We start from the raw sequence: 16,690 nt of genomic DNA, 5'->3' as shown, positions 1-16,690 counted from the left end.
AGCCATCTGGCTCAGATTGCATGCCGCGCCGATGGTTGTCGGCGCATCGATATCTGCTGGCCAAAACCCGCCGCTGCTTCCCGACATAGGACGTTGTCGCTGACGATCATCTTGGGTGAGCTGCGCTCGGCTATCAGATCGGCCAACTCGCGCACGAGCCGCTTGCCGGAGATCGACGTATCGACCACCGCCCGGATGCATTCGCGCGTCACGTCGTCGACGATGTTGAGCACGCGGAACCGTCGGCCAGTGATGAGCTGGTCGTGCACGAAGTCCAGGCTCCAGCGCTGGTTGGGGAGCGCCAGCACCGGCGCAGGCGCCCGCGCGCCCACGGCGCGCCTTCGTCCCTTCCGGCGCCTGACCGTCAGCCCTTCCTCACGGTAGAGCCGCTTGGTCTTCTTGCGGTTGATCGTGATGCCGTCCCGCCGCAGCAGGATGTGCAGCCGTTGATAGCCGAACCGCCGGCGCTGCTGCGTCAACTCACGCAAATGCGACCGCAGGTCGCTATCATCCGTCCGGCAAGACCGATACCGCATGCTGGACTTGCCCCGCTCAAATGGAGAGGCATTTGCTCAGCGTGGCGCGGTTTGTTCGAACTGCGCCGGGCTGGTGTAGTTGAGCGCGGAGTGGCGCCGGACGGGATTGTAGAAGCCGTCGATATAGCGGGCAATGGCCTGCTCGGCCTGGGTACGGGTATAGAAGACGGTGGGCCAGACGAGTTCGGATTTGATGGTCTTGAAGAATGTCTCGACCATGGCGTTATCGTAGCAATTTCCCTTTCCCGACATGGAGATGCGGATGCCGTGGCGACGCAGCTCGGCTTGGTAGTCCACCGAACAATACTGGCTACCGCGGTCCGAATGATGAATGAGCCCCTTGGGGGGACGCCGCATGACGAGCGCCTTGCGCAGGGCAGCCAGCGCCAGATCGCGGTGCAGCCGGTCGCCGACAGCCCAGCCGACGACGCGGCGGGAGAAGAGGTCGATGACCACCGCCAGGTAGAGCCATCCCTCCCGTGTCCAGACGTACGAGATGTCGACGCCCCACTTCTGGTTGGTTGCCGTCGCGGTGAAATCCTGGTCGATGATGTTCGGCGCGATCGGCCAGGCGTGTTCGCTGTCGGTCGTGCGTTTGAACCTGCGCTTCTGCCGGGCACGCAGGTTATTCTCGCGCATCAGCCGCGCCGTGCGACGCCGCCCGATGGCAAAGCCATCATCCTGCAACTCGCGCGTCATCCTCGGACTGCCATAGGTGCCGTTCGACAGGGCAAAAGCCGAGCGGACATGCGCCAGCATCACCATGTCATCGCGCTGACGCCGACTGGCCGGGCGATCCTTCCAAGCGAAGTAGCCGCTCTGGCTGACGCCGAGCACCCGGCAGAGGCGGTGGACCGGGAAATCCTCTCTCGCCCGATCGATGAGCTGGAACCTCATCGATTTCCCTCCCGGGCGAAAAAAGCGGTCGCCCGCTTCAGTATGTCACGCTCCTGTCGAAGGATCTCATTCTCCCGCCGAAGGCGCTTCAACTCGGCAGCCATATCCGCCTGCGGCGCTTGATCCGGCGTATCCACCAGACGATCCCGGCTGCGGCTGATCCAGCGCACCAGCGTCGATAGCCCCACTCCCAGATCCTCCGCTATTTCGCGCTGCGTCCGTCCGCTGGTCGCCACCAGCCGAACCGCTTCGTCCTTAAACTCCTTCGTGAACCGTCGCTGCTTCGTCATTGAGTTCGCCTTTCACTTCAAGGGAACTCTCCACCTTGCCGAGGCAAGTCCATTCGTGGCTTCCATCGTGGAAGCGTTTGATGGCCGCCTCCGTGATGGTCGGGTCCATCCGCTTCATTTGTCCGTTGGTCCACAGATGGTTCGGTTTAGTAATGACGTGCTTGATGTCGTTGGCCTCGCAGATCATGTCGAACCACATCTGATGCGACCAGGCTATATTGCGGTTGCAAGGCTGCTCGGCAAACTGGATGCCATTGTCGGTTAGGATAGTGTGGATGCGGTACAGCACCTCACCGCTTGCAGCAGGTGCTCGAGGAACTCCGGACGGCTAGGCGCAGCGGTCCACGGCTGATCGCCGCCTCAGCCATGCCACCTTGTAGGGCCAATACGTCGCAAGCGTAAGGCCGATAGCAGACACTCTTTCCCTGATCCCGCTCGCATCGTAGAGGGGCAAAATGAAACGTGCTTTCCTCGTCTGTGCAACCCTCACCGTGGTTCTGGGGCCGATCGCTCCGCCAGCGCCGGCACAGTTGCTAAGTGATCGCGTGGTCGATAACCGGCGGCTATGTCTGTACGTGGGGTCGGACCAGTTGGCGGACGGCCAGATGGTCCCGCGCAACACGGTCGTGCCAGCCAGCCAGCCGTGTCCAGACATTGCACCGTATCGCGATCCCAACCGTCCCATTCCGGGGAACGCCATGTTAATGCGCGAGACGACGGACAATGGCCGGCGCCAGTGCATCTATTCGCAGGGAGGCGTCGAATACACACGCGAGATCGCAATCAGCCAGCGCTGCGCCATGACGCCTGATCTGCTTGAACGCGCCGCCACTGCTCGTGATTTCGGCGCAGGTATTATGCAGAGTCGCTAGCGACCTGCCAAAGGAGCGTCACCGATGGCTATCGACCCTAGAATAACGGATCCACGCATCGCTGTCGCCATGGCCACCTATAATGGTGCGCGATATATCCGCGAACAGCTTGAAAGCATTGCCGCTCAGACCCTGCCGCCGGTCGAGCTGGTGGTCAGCGACGATGGTTCAACCGACGACACGCTCGCGATCGTGCGCGCCTTCGCTGCGCAAGTGCCATTTCCGGTGCGAATCCTGGACAAGGCGGAACGGCTGGGCTTCGCTGACAATTTCCTCCATGCTGCGGCTGCCTGCACCGCGCCGCTGGTCGCACTGTCCGATCAGGACGACGTCTGGCTGCCCCACAAGCTTGCTACAAGTCATGCGCGGCTTCGTGACGATGCCAGCCTGCTCGCCATGCATCGACTAACGCTGACTGATGAAGACCTGCGTCCGATCGGCACGCATGATCAGGGGATTGCAGGCGACCACTGCTTCACGCCGCTCGAGATCGATCCTTATGTAACGGGGTGGGGCAACAGCATGATGTTCCGCCGGGAATTAGTAACGCTGGTGCCGAGGGCCGACCGGCCCCGTCAGCCGCAGGCAACTCGGCCACTGTCACACGATACTTGGCTTTATGTGCTCGCTGCAGCGCTGGGGCGGGTATCGCATATCGCCGAACCCCTGATCCTGTACCGGCAGCATGGCGCAAACGTCTATGGCACTACGGTGGCAGGGGGGGCGCTAGCACGGTGGAAAAGCCGACTCGACGTTGTACGGACGGTGCCGTTGACGGTCTATCGCGAGCGGGCCGTGTTCGATGCGCACATGACGAACCTCTTTGCGGCGCTCGCTGAGCGCTCGGAGGGTTGCGATCGTGACGCGGCCGCGCAGGCAGCTACACGCTTTGCCGAACGCGCGGCCCGCTGGGCGCGACGGGTTCGGCTCTATGACGGCATCACGCTGCCCCAGCGTGCTGGCGAGTATTTCAAGATGCTGCGGTCACCAACCGGTAATCCAGAGGCGACAAAGGCCCTGCGTCGTGCTGCGGCAAAAGACCTGCTGCTCGGTGTTGCTGGCTTAGGCCGGCGCATATAGCGCTTACTGGGTCAGTATAACGGGCTGGCCACGTATCCGGCTGTACATGTACTTGGCGTGTTTGATGATGCGCCCGACATGACGGCGAGCATGGATGTAGCCTGTGAGTACCGCTTGGCTGACCTTTCCGCGTGTTTCGCCGACGATTGGAGTCATGCGCTGGGAATAATGACCGCGGAAATGGGCGTGGTGTGCGTGATAAGCCATCACTGAATAGCGTAGTCCAAGAGCCGCCTCGCTGGTGACACGACGATGCGGATGGCGGTCAAGAAGCGGCTCAATTGCGAAGGTATAAGCGATTGGACCAGTTACCCGTACGACTTCCAAGCCGACTCCGTCGCGAAACGGATTGTAACGATCGATATTACGGAGCACGCGTTCAATCGCCGCGCGTAGAAAGGGATGACCGGGCGCCGAGGCGATGAACCATTGCTGGAACTCTCCCCCAGGCACATGGCTGAGGTCCGGGTGTAATCCCCAAATCTCGTGCTCCCGACCCGGCGCGTTGTCCCATTGTGATATAACAAAATGATCGGCTGGACCGAAGACGTCACTCAGAGGGCGATCGGCAGTGCTCTTGATATCAAGGTAGAGGCCGCCAAACCGATAGATCAACAGATATCGAAACAGATCGGCGCGCGCAGCGCCATACGATGGTGATATGCGCAAATAACGTTCGAGCACGGAGGGGCCGTATTCTTCTGCAATGAAGCGCTCGATATCCGTGTCGTCATAGAGCCGATAATCCCAGTCCGGGTTGCGCGCACGAAGCGTCACGACGTTGCCGGCCAGCGGCTCGGGCAACATTTTGTTCGGATAGGTTTGGTGTAGGATACGCGGGATTGCGCCGGTGCGAACAACCCCAGCCAGCCGTTTTTCGACGAACGCATCTAGGATTGCCGCAATGGCGGCGGTGTCTGCATGTTTGCCCATGTCGTACTTCACGCCCACTGCTGATCGGCCGTTGTCCCACACGGCTCAGTTCGCTGCCTCATCGGAACTCGAGCCATAGCCATAGCCGTTGCCATAGCCATAGCCGTATCCATACCCATAGCTCGCCTGCTTAGCATCAAACATGGTCAACACCACGCCCAACATATGGGCATGAGCGCTGCGCAGACGGCCGATAGCGATGCGCGCCACGTTCTTGTGCGTGCTATGCGCGGCCGTGATGACCAACGTGCCTTCCACTTGGCTGGCGATCAACGGGGCGTCGGCCAGTCCCATGACGGGCGGCAGATCGAGGACAATATGATCGAATCGGTCGCCCATCTGCTCCAGCAGCGCGCGAAGTCGATCTCCCGACAACAATTCGGGCGTGCTGGGCGGCTGTGGCCCGGCGGATATAATGGACAGGCCAGCAATTTCCGTCGGACGTATCAGCCGGTCAATGTCGTTGGCTCCCGCCAGGAAGTTGCTGAGGCCTTGATCGAGCGGCTTCTCTAGAAGCGCGTGGACCGAGGGCGAGCGCATGTCGGCATCGATCAGCAGTACGCTTCTATTAGTACGTGCAATCGAGCGGGCGATCGCATAGCTCGTCGAGCTTTTACCCTCTGCAGCACGGGCACTGGTGATAGCCAGCGTCCGGGGAATGCCATGTGAAGTGGCGAAGCCCAGGTTGGCCACAATAGAAGCATAAGCCTCGGTCAGGATCGACTTGGGGTCGTCCAGTGCTACTACCGGCTTGTCGTTCGGCAGCTTGGGCGTGACGCCGATCAGCGGCAGGCCAAGGACTTCTTCGACCTCGATAGGATCGGTCAGACCTTCATCGATCTGCTCAAATACGATGGCAAGTGCAGCTCCAACAACCAAGCCAGCGAACAGCGCGAGCGCCATATTGAACAGCGGGCGCGGACGGTCAGGTGCAACTGGCAATTCGGCATCGTCAACGACCGCGATGTTGTTAACACCGACGCCTCCGGCAACACCGATCTCCTTGTATCGCTGCAGCAGAGCATCATACAGTTGGCGGTTGGTATCGACCTCACGCTGGAGAATATTGTATTGGATGCTACGGCGTCGGAAATCCAATACGCGACCGGTCAGCTTGTTAACTTGAGAAGTCAGTTGCTGCTCGCGCGACAGGCTCGCCTGATAGGTGGCGCGAAGCACCGCATCGACGCGGCTGCCCTCGCCCCTCAAGGCAGCATCGATGGACCGGATCTGCGCTTGCAGCGCTTTGGCAGGTGGGTAGGCAGGATCGAACTGCTGCAACATGCGTGCATAATCAGCGGCCAATTCAGCCCGCTTGGTACGCAGCGTGCTGTTCGCCGTGTTGTCGAGTTGCTCCTTTGTAGCCCCACCGCTGTTCAAGCGGCTTTCCGCAGCCACCCGCTCGGCCGTAGCCTGCGCCAGTTCGCGGTTAAGGTTGGCAAGATCGTCGACTACCAGAGACCGCTCGCCGGTCGTCTGTCCATTCGAGTCAGTCGATCCGGGAATGTTGACGATGTTTTGCTGCGAGGCATAGTTAACCAACGCGCGCTCGGATTCATCAATTCGGATTCGCAACTGCTTTAGCCGCTCTTCCAGAAAATTGCGCGCATAGGACGTGGCCGAATACCGCCGTTCCAGTGTCGATTGAATGAAATTCGTCGACCAGGCGTCCACCACTCGCTTCGACAGCTCAGGGTCGGGGCTGGTGAAGCTGATCTCTACGAGACGCGACATCCGTTCGGGTTCGACATCCATACGGGCAAGGATCAGATTGCCAGCCGCCTTGATCCGCGAGGCGCGTGCCGCGGCGGTCTGAATAGGACGACCGCTTTCGAACATATCATCCGATGGCTTCACACCGAATTTTTCGAAGAAAGTAGGGTCGTCGCCGAGGCGCAGGGAGCGGGCAATCCGCTCTGCAAGCGCGCGCGATTTCAAAAGGCCGTATTGGGTTTGGTAGAATTCGTTGTCTGCAGAAGCCTGCGCCTGTTCAGAGCCTTTGACCTCAGCAAAATTGCGATTCTCACGCTGGATTTCAAGTATGGCGCTCGTTTTGTAGAGCGGCGTCATCAGCAGCGTCACCAGCAAGCCGGCGATCAGGAACGCGATCACGGTTCCAAGGATCAACCATTTGCGGCGATTCGCAATCGATAGATATTCGGACACCAGCGACCGCTTGTTGCGTGCTTGGTCGCCCTCGATCATCACTTCCGGAAAAGCACTGGCCGTGGCGGGTTGAAGCTTAAAATCGTTCATCGGTTCAGAATCGCTACAAGCGGTGCGGCAATTAGTCCAGAGGATGCGATGACGAGGTTAAACAATCTCCGCGCGCGCGATGAGTCCACTTGGATCACATCGTTGGCAAACACCTCTGGGTCTTCGTACATCCCCTGCTTGATGGCCCGCAGATCATACAGGCCGACGATATCGCGGCCATCAACGCGGCGGAACACGAGCACAAAATCCTCTCGGGCAACATCTGTCACGCCCTCGGCCCGGGCGATCGCACGCATGAGCGTCATGCGACCGGTAACCGGATACAGACCCGGCGTTCGAACTTGCCCGTCGACGGTGATCACCTGGCTAACGACCTGAGTGACGTTGATGCTGACCTGTGGCGCGCGAACGTGGTTCGCGCGGAGTCGTTCGGTGACCGCTTGTGTCAGTTCGGTCGGTGTTTTACCGGAAGCTGGCAATGCGCCTACAAGGGGAAGCGAGATATTGCCGCTACGGTCGATCGTTACCGTACGGCTGAATTCGGGCAGGCCGAACACGTCAACCGACACCTGATCGAACGGCCCTAGCACCTGTGGACGCGGCGCGGACACCAAGTCTGTCGCTAAGGGCTCGGGCAGCGCCTTCTGCTCGGTAACCGTTAACCCAGGCCTGCCGACAAAATGATCTTCGGCACATCCGCTGGCCAGCAGGAGCATGCTCGCTCCCAAGATCTCTAAGCACTTTTTCACGAATGTCTGTCCTTGGACTCAAGCCGGTCAACGAAGGCCCTACAGGGGACAACCCAATACGGCAATCTTCGTCGTGAATGTTTACGGAAGCGTCGTCGCTTTGGCGACCGCATCAGCATTTCGGACGCATAGCCATCCGCATCCGATGGCGAACCATGCGCCTAGTAACGGTGTACGTAGTGGATAATCCACAAGGCTGGCAGCCATCAGGATGCCAGTCACCATGCCGCCCAATAATGCCAGGCGGCGCGCCGGATTGGCCGTATCGCGCAAGGCGCGAATCACGCTGACGACCCACCATGCGACGAATAGCGTGAGCAACACGGCCCCTGCAGCACCCGCCGTGAGCAGTATCTCAAGCACTTCATTATGGGCATGGTTGAAATAGCTGTCGATTAGGATCGCATCCGGCTCATATTGGCGAAAAATCGGATCAAAGCTGCCAAAGCCGGTGCCGACGGGAAAGGTGCGTTCTATAATATGTACAACTAGGGGAGCGAAGCGGAACCGGAGGTCGTCTTCGAGCGAAGGCGCCCCCCCGACCAATCGCTGGATCGATAATGCGCGTCCGAACCACCAGGTCGCCAGCACCAGCACAACGAGCAAGGCGGGAATTCCTATCTGTAACGCACGGGCTTGTAGCGGAGAGGGCCACGCCCCTGCTCGCTGTGCGCGGTTGGGTGCGAACAGTAAGAGGGTGACGACGAGGCTCGCCACACCGAGAAGGATGCCAGCGCGTGATCCGGTGGCGAGCAACACCGGGACGGCAACGATACCAATCGCCACCGCCAACCAGAACCGACGCCGCGCCCAGCGCTGGTCCGAAACAGGGAACAGCGTCCAAACACGCAGGGCAGGGAATAGCGCAGCGAGCAGTGCGCCTTGATGATTGCGGTTGGCGAGCAGGCCTACCGCAGTACCTTCGTAGGTGCGCTTATAGGTGTACAGGACGGAGTTCTTGCCGCCCGCGACCTGCGCTACTCCGATCGCCATGCTGGCGATGCAAAGAAGGATAAAGGCGACAACCAACCACCGGCGCTGGTCGGCGGTCAACTTAACGAAGCCGACCAGGACGGCGGCCGGGACCACCAGTGATACCAAACTATTTACGGTTAGGTCTGGCGTTAGCGACAACGGCCGCCAAGGTTGAATGCCGTCCAGTCCAGCTGCAGCTTCGAGATAGGGCGCGCGACCGGGCAAGGCGCTCCAGATCGACGGTGGCAACGGCACGAGCTGGATGGTGATGAGAACTGCCAGGAGGACGAGCAGGATCACGGGAACGCAGAATGTCCGCCACTGCGCCTGCGCCGGCGTCAGGGCGAATGCCACCAGTGCGGCCACCGCGGCTAGCCGCACGTAGATCAATGATAGCGTGTCTGCAAAGGCGGATCCGCCACCCAGGGCGATTAGGATCAGCAGCGCGCAAAGGATCAGGAAGTCCAGCTGATCCCGCCAATGGCGCATCATAATGGTCGATCCCGACGGCCGGCTGGACCGACCGCCAGATGACGGGGAGCGGCGGTGATGTGATCGGTTGGCGACGGTCATGTCAGCGCTTTACCTGCTGAGACTGAGTATATGGTCGGATGACGATGGAATCGATCCAGGGCGCTGCGGCCGGGGCATCCAGCGTACTAGCTGCGCGCAGCACGATTCGCTGCGCTTCGCAATCGGTAGGTACGGTCAGGTTGATGCTCCAAAACCGACCGGTGTCCGGTGCCGGAGGAAAGGCTACGTGTAGGATTTCGCGCGCATCCTTGGCACATCTAACGACGAGCCGGGGAAATGCCAACGGATCGCCACTCACTCCACCTACCTTTGCAGTGACCCGATAGCGACCGGGCATCAGCATCGTCAATTGGACCGCCAGATCGCCGCCACGACCGTTGGCCGCCGAAAGGAACAGTGCGTTGCCGTCGGAGTGAACCGGGCTGGGTTGGCGAACCGCAGCTAGATCGTCCTCGTCGATCAGATTCCAATCGAACGGATCCGCGCTGCTGGGGCGTTCGAAATCGCCATTGCGGACGGGTGTGTGATCGTCCGCAGCGAGGCCGTGCGCGCGATTGTAAAGCGCTGCGGCGCGGCTATAGGCGAACAGGTCGACCAGCCGCTTCTCAATGGCCTGCAGCATGCCGGGATCGGGGGGCGGGGCGAGGTCGAGATGAAGAGCTCGTGAAAACGCCACCAGCGCGTCCGGCGACGTGCCGCTGGCGGCGTAGCGTTCGAGAAACGGCCGCCACCATTGGGGGCGCCGCGACAAGATCGTGGCAAGTGGCCGCCATACTTCGGGTTGGTTGGCGGCTTGGACAAGCGTCGGCATCAACAGCGCATAGGACCGGATGTTAGTCTTTAACGCACGATCGTAGTGCAACAGTGCGTTTTCTACGTCGCCTTGTGAGACGCTGCTTTCGATCAGCCACATTTGAGTGGGCAAATCGCGGCGCGACATCGCCTCGGCATAACGAACCAGACGCTCGGCCTGCGCCTGATGGTCGCCATCCTGCGCGGCGATGAGTCCCAAAAGTCGCGCTGCGCCGGGATTGACGGGCTGCCGGTTCAGCGATCGGCCTGCATAGGCGGCGATCATCCCCTTGGCTCGATCGAGCGGCCCTTCATTTACTAGCAAGTCTGCGGCGCGGACATTCGCATCGGCGCTAGCCGGGTTCCAGGACAGCGCCAGAAGCGGCGCGGAACGCGCGAATATCCTCTCCATGGTGGCTGCCAGAACCAGCCAGCCTAGCAGCACGCCACCGACTACGATTATGGCGGGGCGAACGATCGAACGGACTGGAGACAACTTCATCCCTTTTGACGCTAACCCGGACAAAGTCGGTGACGATAGCGCGCGACTGCTGTCGAACCGATCTGCCGAGGGCCCTACGGAAAAAGACGCGTCGCTGCAATCAACACGTTTCTGGTCGATCTAATTGCTGCGCTGCAATCCATGCTGTAGGGCGATGCCATGAACCCTGTACGTCTCATCACGCCACGCCGTTTCAGTGATTCCCGTGGTTGGTTTGCCGAAGTCTATTCGGAGCCCACGTTTTCTCAGATGGGCATTACCTGCCGGTTCGTCCAGGATAATCACTCATTGTCCGTTCCAGTCTTCACTTTGAGGGGCCTCCATTTCCAAACGCCGTGCAGGGGGCAGGACAAATTGGTGCGATGCGTGCGCGGGCGTATTTTCGATGTTGCGGTGGATGTTCGCAAAGGATCGCCCACCTGGGGGCGTTGGGTCGGTACGGAACTGTCGGCCGATAACGGTCATCAGCTCTTTATCCCGATCGGCTTCGCGCATGGCTTTGTAACGCTCGAGCAGGATTGCGAAGTGACCTACAAATGTTCCGACACTTACGCGCCGGATCATGACGGCGGCATTCGCTGGGATAGCATTGGCATCGATTGGCCAATACCTGCGGGTACGAGGCCGGAACTAAGCGCTAAGGACGCGGGTCAGCCACTACTGAGCGAATTTGACAGCCCTTTCTCCTACGATGGACGCCCACTGGCGCCGCTCCTCTAAAGGTTTCGACATGCGCATCTTCGTCACCGGTGGTGCCGGCTTTATCGGCTCGGCTCTCGTGCGTCACCTCATTAAGCATAGCCAGCATGAGGTACTCAACTTCGATAAACTGACCTATGCAGGTACGCTGACCACTGTAGAAAAGGTTGCCGCTAATAACCGCTATCGCTTCGTTAGGGGCGATATTTGCGATGCTGACGCGGTCCGCGCCGCCATCGCCGAATTTAAGCCTGACGTGATCACGCATCTTGCCGCCGAGAGCCATGTCGACCGCTCTATAGACGGACCTTGCGCATTCGTGCAGACCAACGTCGTTGGCACGTATACGATGTTGGCCGAAGCGCGCGCCTATTGGCTCGGCCTAGACAAGAAGGGCAAGGCGGCGTTTCGGTTCCACCATATTTCGACCGACGAGGTCTATGGTAGCCTCGGTGACACGGGCTTTTTCACTGAAGAGACGCCCTACGATCCGCGTTCACCCTACTCGGCATCCAAGGCTGGCAGCGACCATCTGGTCAGCGCATGGGGCCATACCTTCGGGCTGCCAGTCCTGATCACCAACTGCTCAAACAACTACGGGCCTTATCACTTTCCCGAGAAACTCGTGCCCCTGATGATTGCCAAGGCGTTGGATGGCGAACCACTGCCCATCTACGGCGCTGGTGATCAAGTGCGTGATTGGCTCTTCGTCGAGGATCACGTCCGCGCGCTTCAGGCGGTGTTCGAGCGTGGCACTGTTGGCCGTACATACAATGTCGGAGGAAATAACGAGAAGAAAAACATTGAGGTGGTACATACCATCTGTTCGATCTTAGATCGGTTGCGCCCGCGCGGCGATGGCCGTCCCTACGCCGATCAGATCACCTCGGTCGCCGATCGTCCCGGTCATGACAAACGCTATGCGATTGATGCCAGCCGTATCAACGCCGAACTCGGCTGGCGTCCTCAAGAGACGTTCGAAACGGGAATCGAGAAGACTGTCGTGTGGTATCTTGCTAACGAGGATTGGTGGCGACCGCTAGTTGCAGCCAGGGCTGCCGTACGGCGCGGCGTTGCCTGACGTGTCAGGCATCAACATATTTATTTGTCGAAAGGCCGGGGGTCATGGCGCATCGTGAGGTCTTGATTACCGGTGCGGGCGGCCAACTCGGCACCGAATTGCAGCGCTGCTCTTGGCCCGAAGGCTGGCGAGTGACCGCGGTGGACGTCGCCGAACTCGATTTGCGCGATACGGCTGCGATCCTCGCACTTGTCGCATCACGGCCCTGGGCAGCGGTGATCAACGGCGCGGCATACACGGCGGTTGACAAAGCAGAAACCGACTTAGTTAGCGCCTGGGCGGTTAATGCCATGGCGCCCGCGGCTTTTGCGGAGGCTTGCGCTAAGGTTGATGTCCCACTGGTCCAAGTCTCAACGGATTATGTCTTTGCTGGCAACAAGACAGGCCCGTGGCAGGTCGATGATCCCGTTGCTCCACTCGGTGTCTATGGCGCATCTAAATTGGGTGGCGAACTTGCGGTCCGGACCAGTGGCGCGCGCCATGCAATTGTCCGCACTGCATGGGTAGTCTCCGCGCATGGCAACAATTTCGTCAAAACGATGCTGCGCGTCAGTGAGGCACGCAGCAGCATCACTGTAGTTGCGGACCAGCGCGGAAGTCCGACGGGTGCAGCCGATCTAGCCATGGCGTTGCGCATCATCGCCGTACGGCTAGCCGAGGACGCAGATGCGCCCACCGGCACCTTCCACTTCAGCAACGCTGGCGAGATCAGTTGGGCCGAGTTTGCCACCGAAATCTTCCGTCAATCGGTGTTGCGTGGCGGCCCAAGTGCTGAAGTGATACCGATCCCGGGTAGCGATTATCCGACCCCCGCACGGCGTCCCGCCAACTCTCTGCTTAGCCATGAGGCAATACGTGCCGCTTATGGCATAACGCCGCGTGATTGGCGCGATGCGTTGAGTGATATCCTAGACGAATTGATCGGAGCCAAAATATGAAGGGCATCATTCTAGCAGGTGGGTCCGGTACGCGTCTTCATCCAGCGACACTGGCGGTGAATAAACAGTTGCTGCCAGTCTATGACAAGCCGATGATATACTATCCCCTATCAGTTTTAATGCTTGCGGACATTCGTGATATTCTGCTCATCTCTTCACCAATATTCATAGATAATTACCGTCATTTATTCGGTGACGGGTCGGCGTTTGGGTTGCGAATAAAATATGCGGAGCAAGCGCGCCCCGACGGGTTGGCGCAAGCCTTTACGATCGGGGCAGACTTCATCGACGGCGATGACGTCGCGTTAGTCCTCGGCGACAATATATTTTTCGGCGCCGGTTTGCCTGATCTACTAGCGAGCGCGGTAGCACGTCCCAGCGGCGCCACCGTCTTTGCCTATCAAGTCGAAGACCCCGAACGTTATGGTGTCGTCGAACTTGCGGCGGACGGGCGTGCACTGAGCCTTGAAGAAAAACCGGAACGCCCCAAGTCGAACCGCGCGGTCACCGGACTGTATTTTTACGACAACCGGGTTGTCGAATATGCCCGTAACCTCAAGCCGTCGGCCCGCGGCGAACTTGAGATCACCGACATCAACCGCTTATATATGGAAGCGGGCGACCTCTACGTCGAAGAAATGGGCCGGGGCTACGCTTGGCTTGATACCGGCACTCACGATAGCCTGCTCGAAGCATCGGAATTTGTCCGTACGCTCCAGCACAGGCAGGGCATCCAGATCGCCTGCCTGGAGGAGATAGCCTACGAAAAAGGCTTCATCTCCATAGACGAAGCACGGGTGCGAGGCGAGATGTTCAAAAAGACAGCTTACGGCCGTGCGATCTTGAAAGCTATATGTTAGGCTCAAGACCTATTAATTGCATGCATGGATAAGGCAAGATTGACCAATGATGGCGGGATTCGACGACAAATGACCCAATCTGGGTGAGGGGCGGGCAGATGCGCCGGATTGAGCCGCACTTGACATTGTCGTGGAGTATGTCGCGCTTGGATGGCCGACGGATTTTTTTCGTGATCTGGACGGCCTGCGTTAGCCGGGTGCCCCAGGGGCCTATGTTCAGCTCAAAACGATCTATAATCGGTTTATTAGTTGCCCCCGCATCGGTCGATGATCGATGCCAGACGTTTGAAGGCGTATAGGGTGGCGGCCATCCTGTTCAAGAGAGGGCTCGAGCGATGCTCTCGCTGGCTGATGTCTGCGCTGCACGAGGGGTGGCTTGAACGGCACCTTGCATGCCATCTGTGATGACCGAATGCACCCCGCTTCATGATGCTGATCATAGGACATATGAGCGGCTATAAGGGGGGGGGGGGGCATGCTCGAGGCAATGCCCGGCACCGTTGCTGTTCGCAGAAAGCGGCCAGGACGCCGATTGGTTTTGCCAAGCGCTTGCCGCGCGGGCACCGACACTTGCATTCCGTCATGAAAGGTCGCATTGTGTCGAGATCGCACGGCAATGCCCTACCGGGGTCGCGATGGCGTCGATGACATGTTCGGCCCGCCTCATGGGCTAGAGGCTCGTCTATACCCGTTACATCAATGCGTTCACGCCTCCGTGCTTGTTATCGACCTCTCCGCATCTATCATGCTTTGGATCATTTACTGAGCCCTGAGCCCACCACACGGGCCCTTTTTTAAATACTGTACAATAAGGGACAACGTTCATAGTTAGGGAACCGATCCGGGTTGATGGGCGTGAGGGGATATATGGAGCTTGCAGACCGGCCAAAGCGGTTCGGTGATCATCATAATGCGTTCGGAGTACTCCGGCTTTTCCTTGCCGCCCTTGTCATTGTTTCGCATACGCCTGAGTTGATCGACGGAAGCCCAAATCGGGAAGTGCTGACGCGGCTGACCGGCACCTTGTCCTTTGGGGGGCTGGCGGTGTTTGGTTTTTTCATCGTCAGCGGCTATCTGATCACTGGCAGCTTCGTTCAGTCCTCATCACTCGCGTCCTTCTTCAAGAAGCGCACAGCTAGAATTTATCCCGCTTTTATCGTCTCGTCCTTCGTATGTCTTTTTGCAGTGGCCCCACTTGCCGGTACACAGCTCGACATCGGATCGCCGCGCATATTAATCGGTAGTATCGTGCGGATCGCGATCCTTGCGCAGCCGCGGGTCGAAGGCGCCTTTCCTGGGCAGCATTACAACGATCCTATATCTGCGCTCAATGGCGCGGCATGGACGATCCAATACGAATTCGCCTGTTACGCGCTGGCCGCACTGCTCGGTATCGCTGGACTATATCGAAAGCGCGCCGGGGTCGCTTTACTTGCACTCATCTTACTAATCGCCGCTCAGACGGTACCAGCCGATGCTGTCAATGCTTTGACGAAAGGCCGAGCGTTTGCAGGGGCGCCGGCTTTCTTATTCAAGCTGCCGGGAATGTTTCTTACCGGTGCGACCTTTTATCTTTATCGGGACTGCCTGCGCCTTACCGTTACCGGGAGTATCTTTGCAGCGGCTGGCCTGTGCATTACCCTGCCGATTGCTCCACTGACGGATATCGGTGTCGCAGTATTTGGGGGATACCTGTTATTTACTGCAGCGCGGTTAGGAGGCGATACGCTGATTGGCCGAATTAACGACCGCAACGACATATCTTATGGTCTTTATCTTTACGCATGGCCGATTGAACAGCTGCTGATTCGTTATATGGATTCCGCTAGTCTTTTTTTGATTGGTACGATGACGCTATTGCTTGCCTTGGCTTGCGGATGGGCGAGTTGGCTAATTGTTGAGCGGCCCGTTCTGCTTTGGGTCAAGCGACAGCGTTCTGCGACGTCACATCGCAGTACTGAGTTGAGCGGTCCGTCTTAAATCTAAAACTCATAGCCTACTTGAGCGTCGCGGCGAATGCGATGGCTGCCGTGAAGTTTGTGATGTTTCAGTCGAAGTGTCGTTGCCTCTAAATGCCTTATGGAGCCTCGCGGGTTTTATACCGTACTCGCGGGGCGGTAGTCCGGCGCCTTGTACGGGGGGACCTCGTTGCAGCCAGTCAGCCAGTCCGGCAACTGAGTAGCCCCAAGGTGTTCAGTCCCTGCATCTGGTGGATCGGGTTGACGATGAACCGGTTTGGCTCTGACGTCCAGATCTTTGCGATGTACTCGTAGGGCGTAAGACCGCTGAGCGTTTTGAGCCTACGGGCGAAGTTGTAGGCCACCATGAAGTCAGCGAGGTGCGTCCGAAGCTGTTCGTGGGTTTCGTAGTGGAAGCGTGTGACGGTCGCTTCCTTGATGGTGCGGTTCATCCGCTCGACCTGGCCGTTCGTCCAGGGATGGTTCGGTTTGGTGAGCCGGTGCTCGATGCCGTTTGCCTCGTAGATCATGTCGAAGCGCATCTGGCGCGACCAGGCGGTGTTGCGGTTGCTGGGCTGCGCGGCGAACTGGATGCCATTGTCCGTCAGAAGTAAGCGTGGTCGGCAGGCCGCCTTGCGGTAGGGCCTGTGGCTGAGATGCTTGCGGCCTTTGACGAGGGCGCAGGCGGTGCGGGAAGTTGTAGGTTCTACGACCAGTCATACGAGTGCTCGTATGACTGGTCGGATGGAGGTGACCAGCCTCACCTCACCCAGCGAG

General features: G+C 59.1%; 14 protein-coding genes and 2 pseudogenes. 7 read left to right on the top strand and 9 right to left on the bottom strand.

Translation table 11 applies throughout. The features are described from left to right. Positions 1-92: 92 nt before the first annotated feature. The 3 genes and pseudogenes from ASF14_RS10555 to ASF14_RS10540 all read right to left on the bottom strand — a co-directional run. A pseudogene (locus ASF14_RS10555) lies at positions 93-545 on the bottom strand (DDE-type integrase/transposase/recombinase); the annotation flags it as partial. A gap of 27 nt (positions 546-572) precedes the next feature. Next, positions 573-1,723 (bottom strand): IS3 family transposase gene (locus ASF14_RS10550; RefSeq protein WP_156361142.1). Its coding sequence is split into 2 segments (ribosomal slippage): positions 573-1,459 and positions 1,459-1,723, totalling 1,152 coding nucleotides; the frame shifts between segments, so codons are not numbered across the junction. Next, the gene (locus ASF14_RS10540; protein ID WP_236697019.1) at positions 1,689-2,012 is read right to left on the bottom strand and encodes a hypothetical protein; all 324 of its coding nucleotides are present in this window, start codon (positions 2,010-2,012) and stop codon (positions 1,689-1,691) included. Before ASF14_RS10540 ends, ASF14_RS10550 begins: the two co-directional genes overlap by 35 nt. Positions 2,013-2,178: 166 nt before the next feature. Here ASF14_RS10540 and ASF14_RS10535 point away from each other — a divergent pair, with 166 nt between their 5' ends. Both ASF14_RS10535 and ASF14_RS10530 read left to right on the top strand, forming a co-directional pair. Next, on the top strand, positions 2,179-2,595 hold the full coding sequence (locus ASF14_RS10535) for a hypothetical protein (protein WP_056434768.1): 417 nt from the start codon (positions 2,179-2,181) through the stop codon (positions 2,593-2,595). 24 nt (positions 2,596-2,619) lie between these two features. After that, positions 2,620-3,675, top strand: coding sequence for a glycosyltransferase family 2 protein (locus ASF14_RS10530; protein ID WP_082442187.1), 1,056 nt, complete (start codon positions 2,620-2,622; stop codon positions 3,673-3,675). A 3-nt stretch (positions 3,676-3,678) separates the two neighbouring features. Here the strand turns inward: ASF14_RS10530 and ASF14_RS10525 are convergent, their stop codons facing one another. From ASF14_RS10525 to ASF14_RS10505, 5 genes are all read right to left on the bottom strand, one after another. Next, positions 3,679-4,620: a glycosyltransferase family 32 protein gene (locus ASF14_RS10525; protein ID WP_156361141.1), complete on the bottom strand. Its 942-nt coding sequence runs from the start codon at positions 4,618-4,620 to the stop codon at positions 3,679-3,681. A gap of 33 nt (positions 4,621-4,653) precedes the next feature. Next, the gene (locus tag ASF14_RS10520; protein WP_156361140.1) at positions 4,654-6,864 is read right to left on the bottom strand and encodes a GumC family protein; all 2,211 of its coding nucleotides are present in this window, start codon (positions 6,862-6,864) and stop codon (positions 4,654-4,656) included. Next, positions 6,861-7,541: a polysaccharide biosynthesis/export family protein gene (locus ASF14_RS10515; protein WP_056434765.1), complete on the bottom strand. Its 681-nt coding sequence runs from the start codon at positions 7,539-7,541 to the stop codon at positions 6,861-6,863. The genes ASF14_RS10520 and ASF14_RS10515 overlap by 4 nt, the downstream gene beginning before the upstream one ends. Before the next feature lie 114 nt (positions 7,542-7,655). Continuing rightward, positions 7,656-9,122, bottom strand: a complete 1,467-nt coding sequence (locus tag ASF14_RS10510) for an O-antigen ligase family protein (RefSeq protein WP_082442186.1) — start codon at positions 9,120-9,122, stop codon at positions 7,656-7,658. 1 nt (position 9,123) lies between these two features. Further along, complete coding sequence (locus ASF14_RS10505; protein WP_168371518.1) at positions 9,124-10,371, bottom strand: tetratricopeptide repeat protein; 1,248 nt, start codon at positions 10,369-10,371, stop codon at positions 9,124-9,126. A gap of 165 nt (positions 10,372-10,536) precedes the next feature. Here ASF14_RS10505 and rfbC point away from each other — a divergent pair, with 165 nt between their 5' ends. From rfbC to ASF14_RS10480, 5 genes are all read left to right on the top strand, one after another. Next, positions 10,537-11,097: a dTDP-4-dehydrorhamnose 3,5-epimerase gene (gene rfbC, locus ASF14_RS10500; RefSeq protein ID WP_056434762.1), complete on the top strand. Its 561-nt coding sequence runs from the start codon at positions 10,537-10,539 to the stop codon at positions 11,095-11,097. Between the two features lie 10 nt (positions 11,098-11,107). Further along, positions 11,108-12,157 (top strand): dTDP-glucose 4,6-dehydratase, encoded by a 1,050-nt coding sequence (gene rfbB / locus ASF14_RS10495; RefSeq protein ID WP_056434761.1) that lies wholly within the window; start codon positions 11,108-11,110, stop codon positions 12,155-12,157. 44 nt (positions 12,158-12,201) lie between these two features. Next, positions 12,202-13,095 (top strand): dTDP-4-dehydrorhamnose reductase, encoded by an 894-nt coding sequence (gene rfbD, locus ASF14_RS10490; protein ID WP_056434760.1) that lies wholly within the window; start codon positions 12,202-12,204, stop codon positions 13,093-13,095. Next, on the top strand, positions 13,092-13,955 hold the full coding sequence (gene rfbA, locus ASF14_RS10485) for a glucose-1-phosphate thymidylyltransferase RfbA (protein ID WP_056434759.1): 864 nt from the start codon (positions 13,092-13,094) through the stop codon (positions 13,953-13,955). Before rfbD ends, rfbA begins: the two co-directional genes overlap by 4 nt. A gap of 867 nt (positions 13,956-14,822) precedes the next feature. Next, a complete protein-coding gene (locus tag ASF14_RS10480; protein ID WP_168371517.1) occupies positions 14,823-15,935 on the top strand; it encodes an acyltransferase family protein in 1,113 nt (370 codons plus the stop codon). Positions 15,936-16,113: 178 nt separating this feature from the next. Here ASF14_RS10480 and ASF14_RS10475 read toward each other — a convergent pair. Beyond that, positions 16,114-16,425, bottom strand: a pseudogene (locus tag ASF14_RS10475) (integrase core domain-containing protein); the annotation flags it as partial. Positions 16,426-16,690: the final 265 nt, after the last annotated feature.

The sequence above is a fragment of the Sphingomonas sp. Leaf257 genome (genome assembly GCF_001422185.1).
GTDB classification, from domain to species: Bacteria; Pseudomonadota; Alphaproteobacteria; order Sphingomonadales; family Sphingomonadaceae; genus Sphingomonas; species Sphingomonas yabuuchiae.
Note: the sequence above shows the minus strand (reverse complement) of the source record. Positions and strands in the feature narration are given on the sequence as shown.

What these genes read in the sequence shown, in the direction of transcription:
- ASF14_RS10535 (WP_056434768.1), top strand. Translation starts at nt 2,179, where the DNA reads ATGAAACGTGCTTTCCTCGTCTGTGCAACCCTCACCGTGGTTCTGGGG.
- ASF14_RS10530 (WP_082442187.1), top strand. Translation starts at nt 2,620, where the DNA reads ATGGCTATCGACCCTAGAATAACGGATCCACGCATCGCTGTCGCCATG.
- ASF14_RS10520 (WP_156361140.1), bottom strand. Translation starts at nt 6,864, where the DNA reads ATGAACGATTTTAAGCTTCAACCCGCCACGGCCAGTGCTTTTCCGGAA.
- ASF14_RS10515 (WP_056434765.1), bottom strand. Translation starts at nt 7,541, where the DNA reads ATGCTCCTGCTGGCCAGCGGATGTGCCGAAGATCATTTTGTCGGCAGG.
- ASF14_RS10510 (WP_082442186.1), bottom strand. Translation starts at nt 9,122, where the DNA reads ATGACCGTCGCCAACCGATCACATCACCGCCGCTCCCCGTCATCTGGC.
- rfbC (WP_056434762.1), top strand. Translation starts at nt 10,537, where the DNA reads ATGAACCCTGTACGTCTCATCACGCCACGCCGTTTCAGTGATTCCCGT.
- rfbB (WP_056434761.1), top strand. Translation starts at nt 11,108, where the DNA reads ATGCGCATCTTCGTCACCGGTGGTGCCGGCTTTATCGGCTCGGCTCTC.
- rfbD (WP_056434760.1), top strand. Translation starts at nt 12,202, where the DNA reads ATGGCGCATCGTGAGGTCTTGATTACCGGTGCGGGCGGCCAACTCGGC.
- rfbA (WP_056434759.1), top strand. Translation starts at nt 13,092, where the DNA reads ATGAAGGGCATCATTCTAGCAGGTGGGTCCGGTACGCGTCTTCATCCA.
- ASF14_RS10480 (WP_168371517.1), top strand. Translation starts at nt 14,823, where the DNA reads ATGGAGCTTGCAGACCGGCCAAAGCGGTTCGGTGATCATCATAATGCG.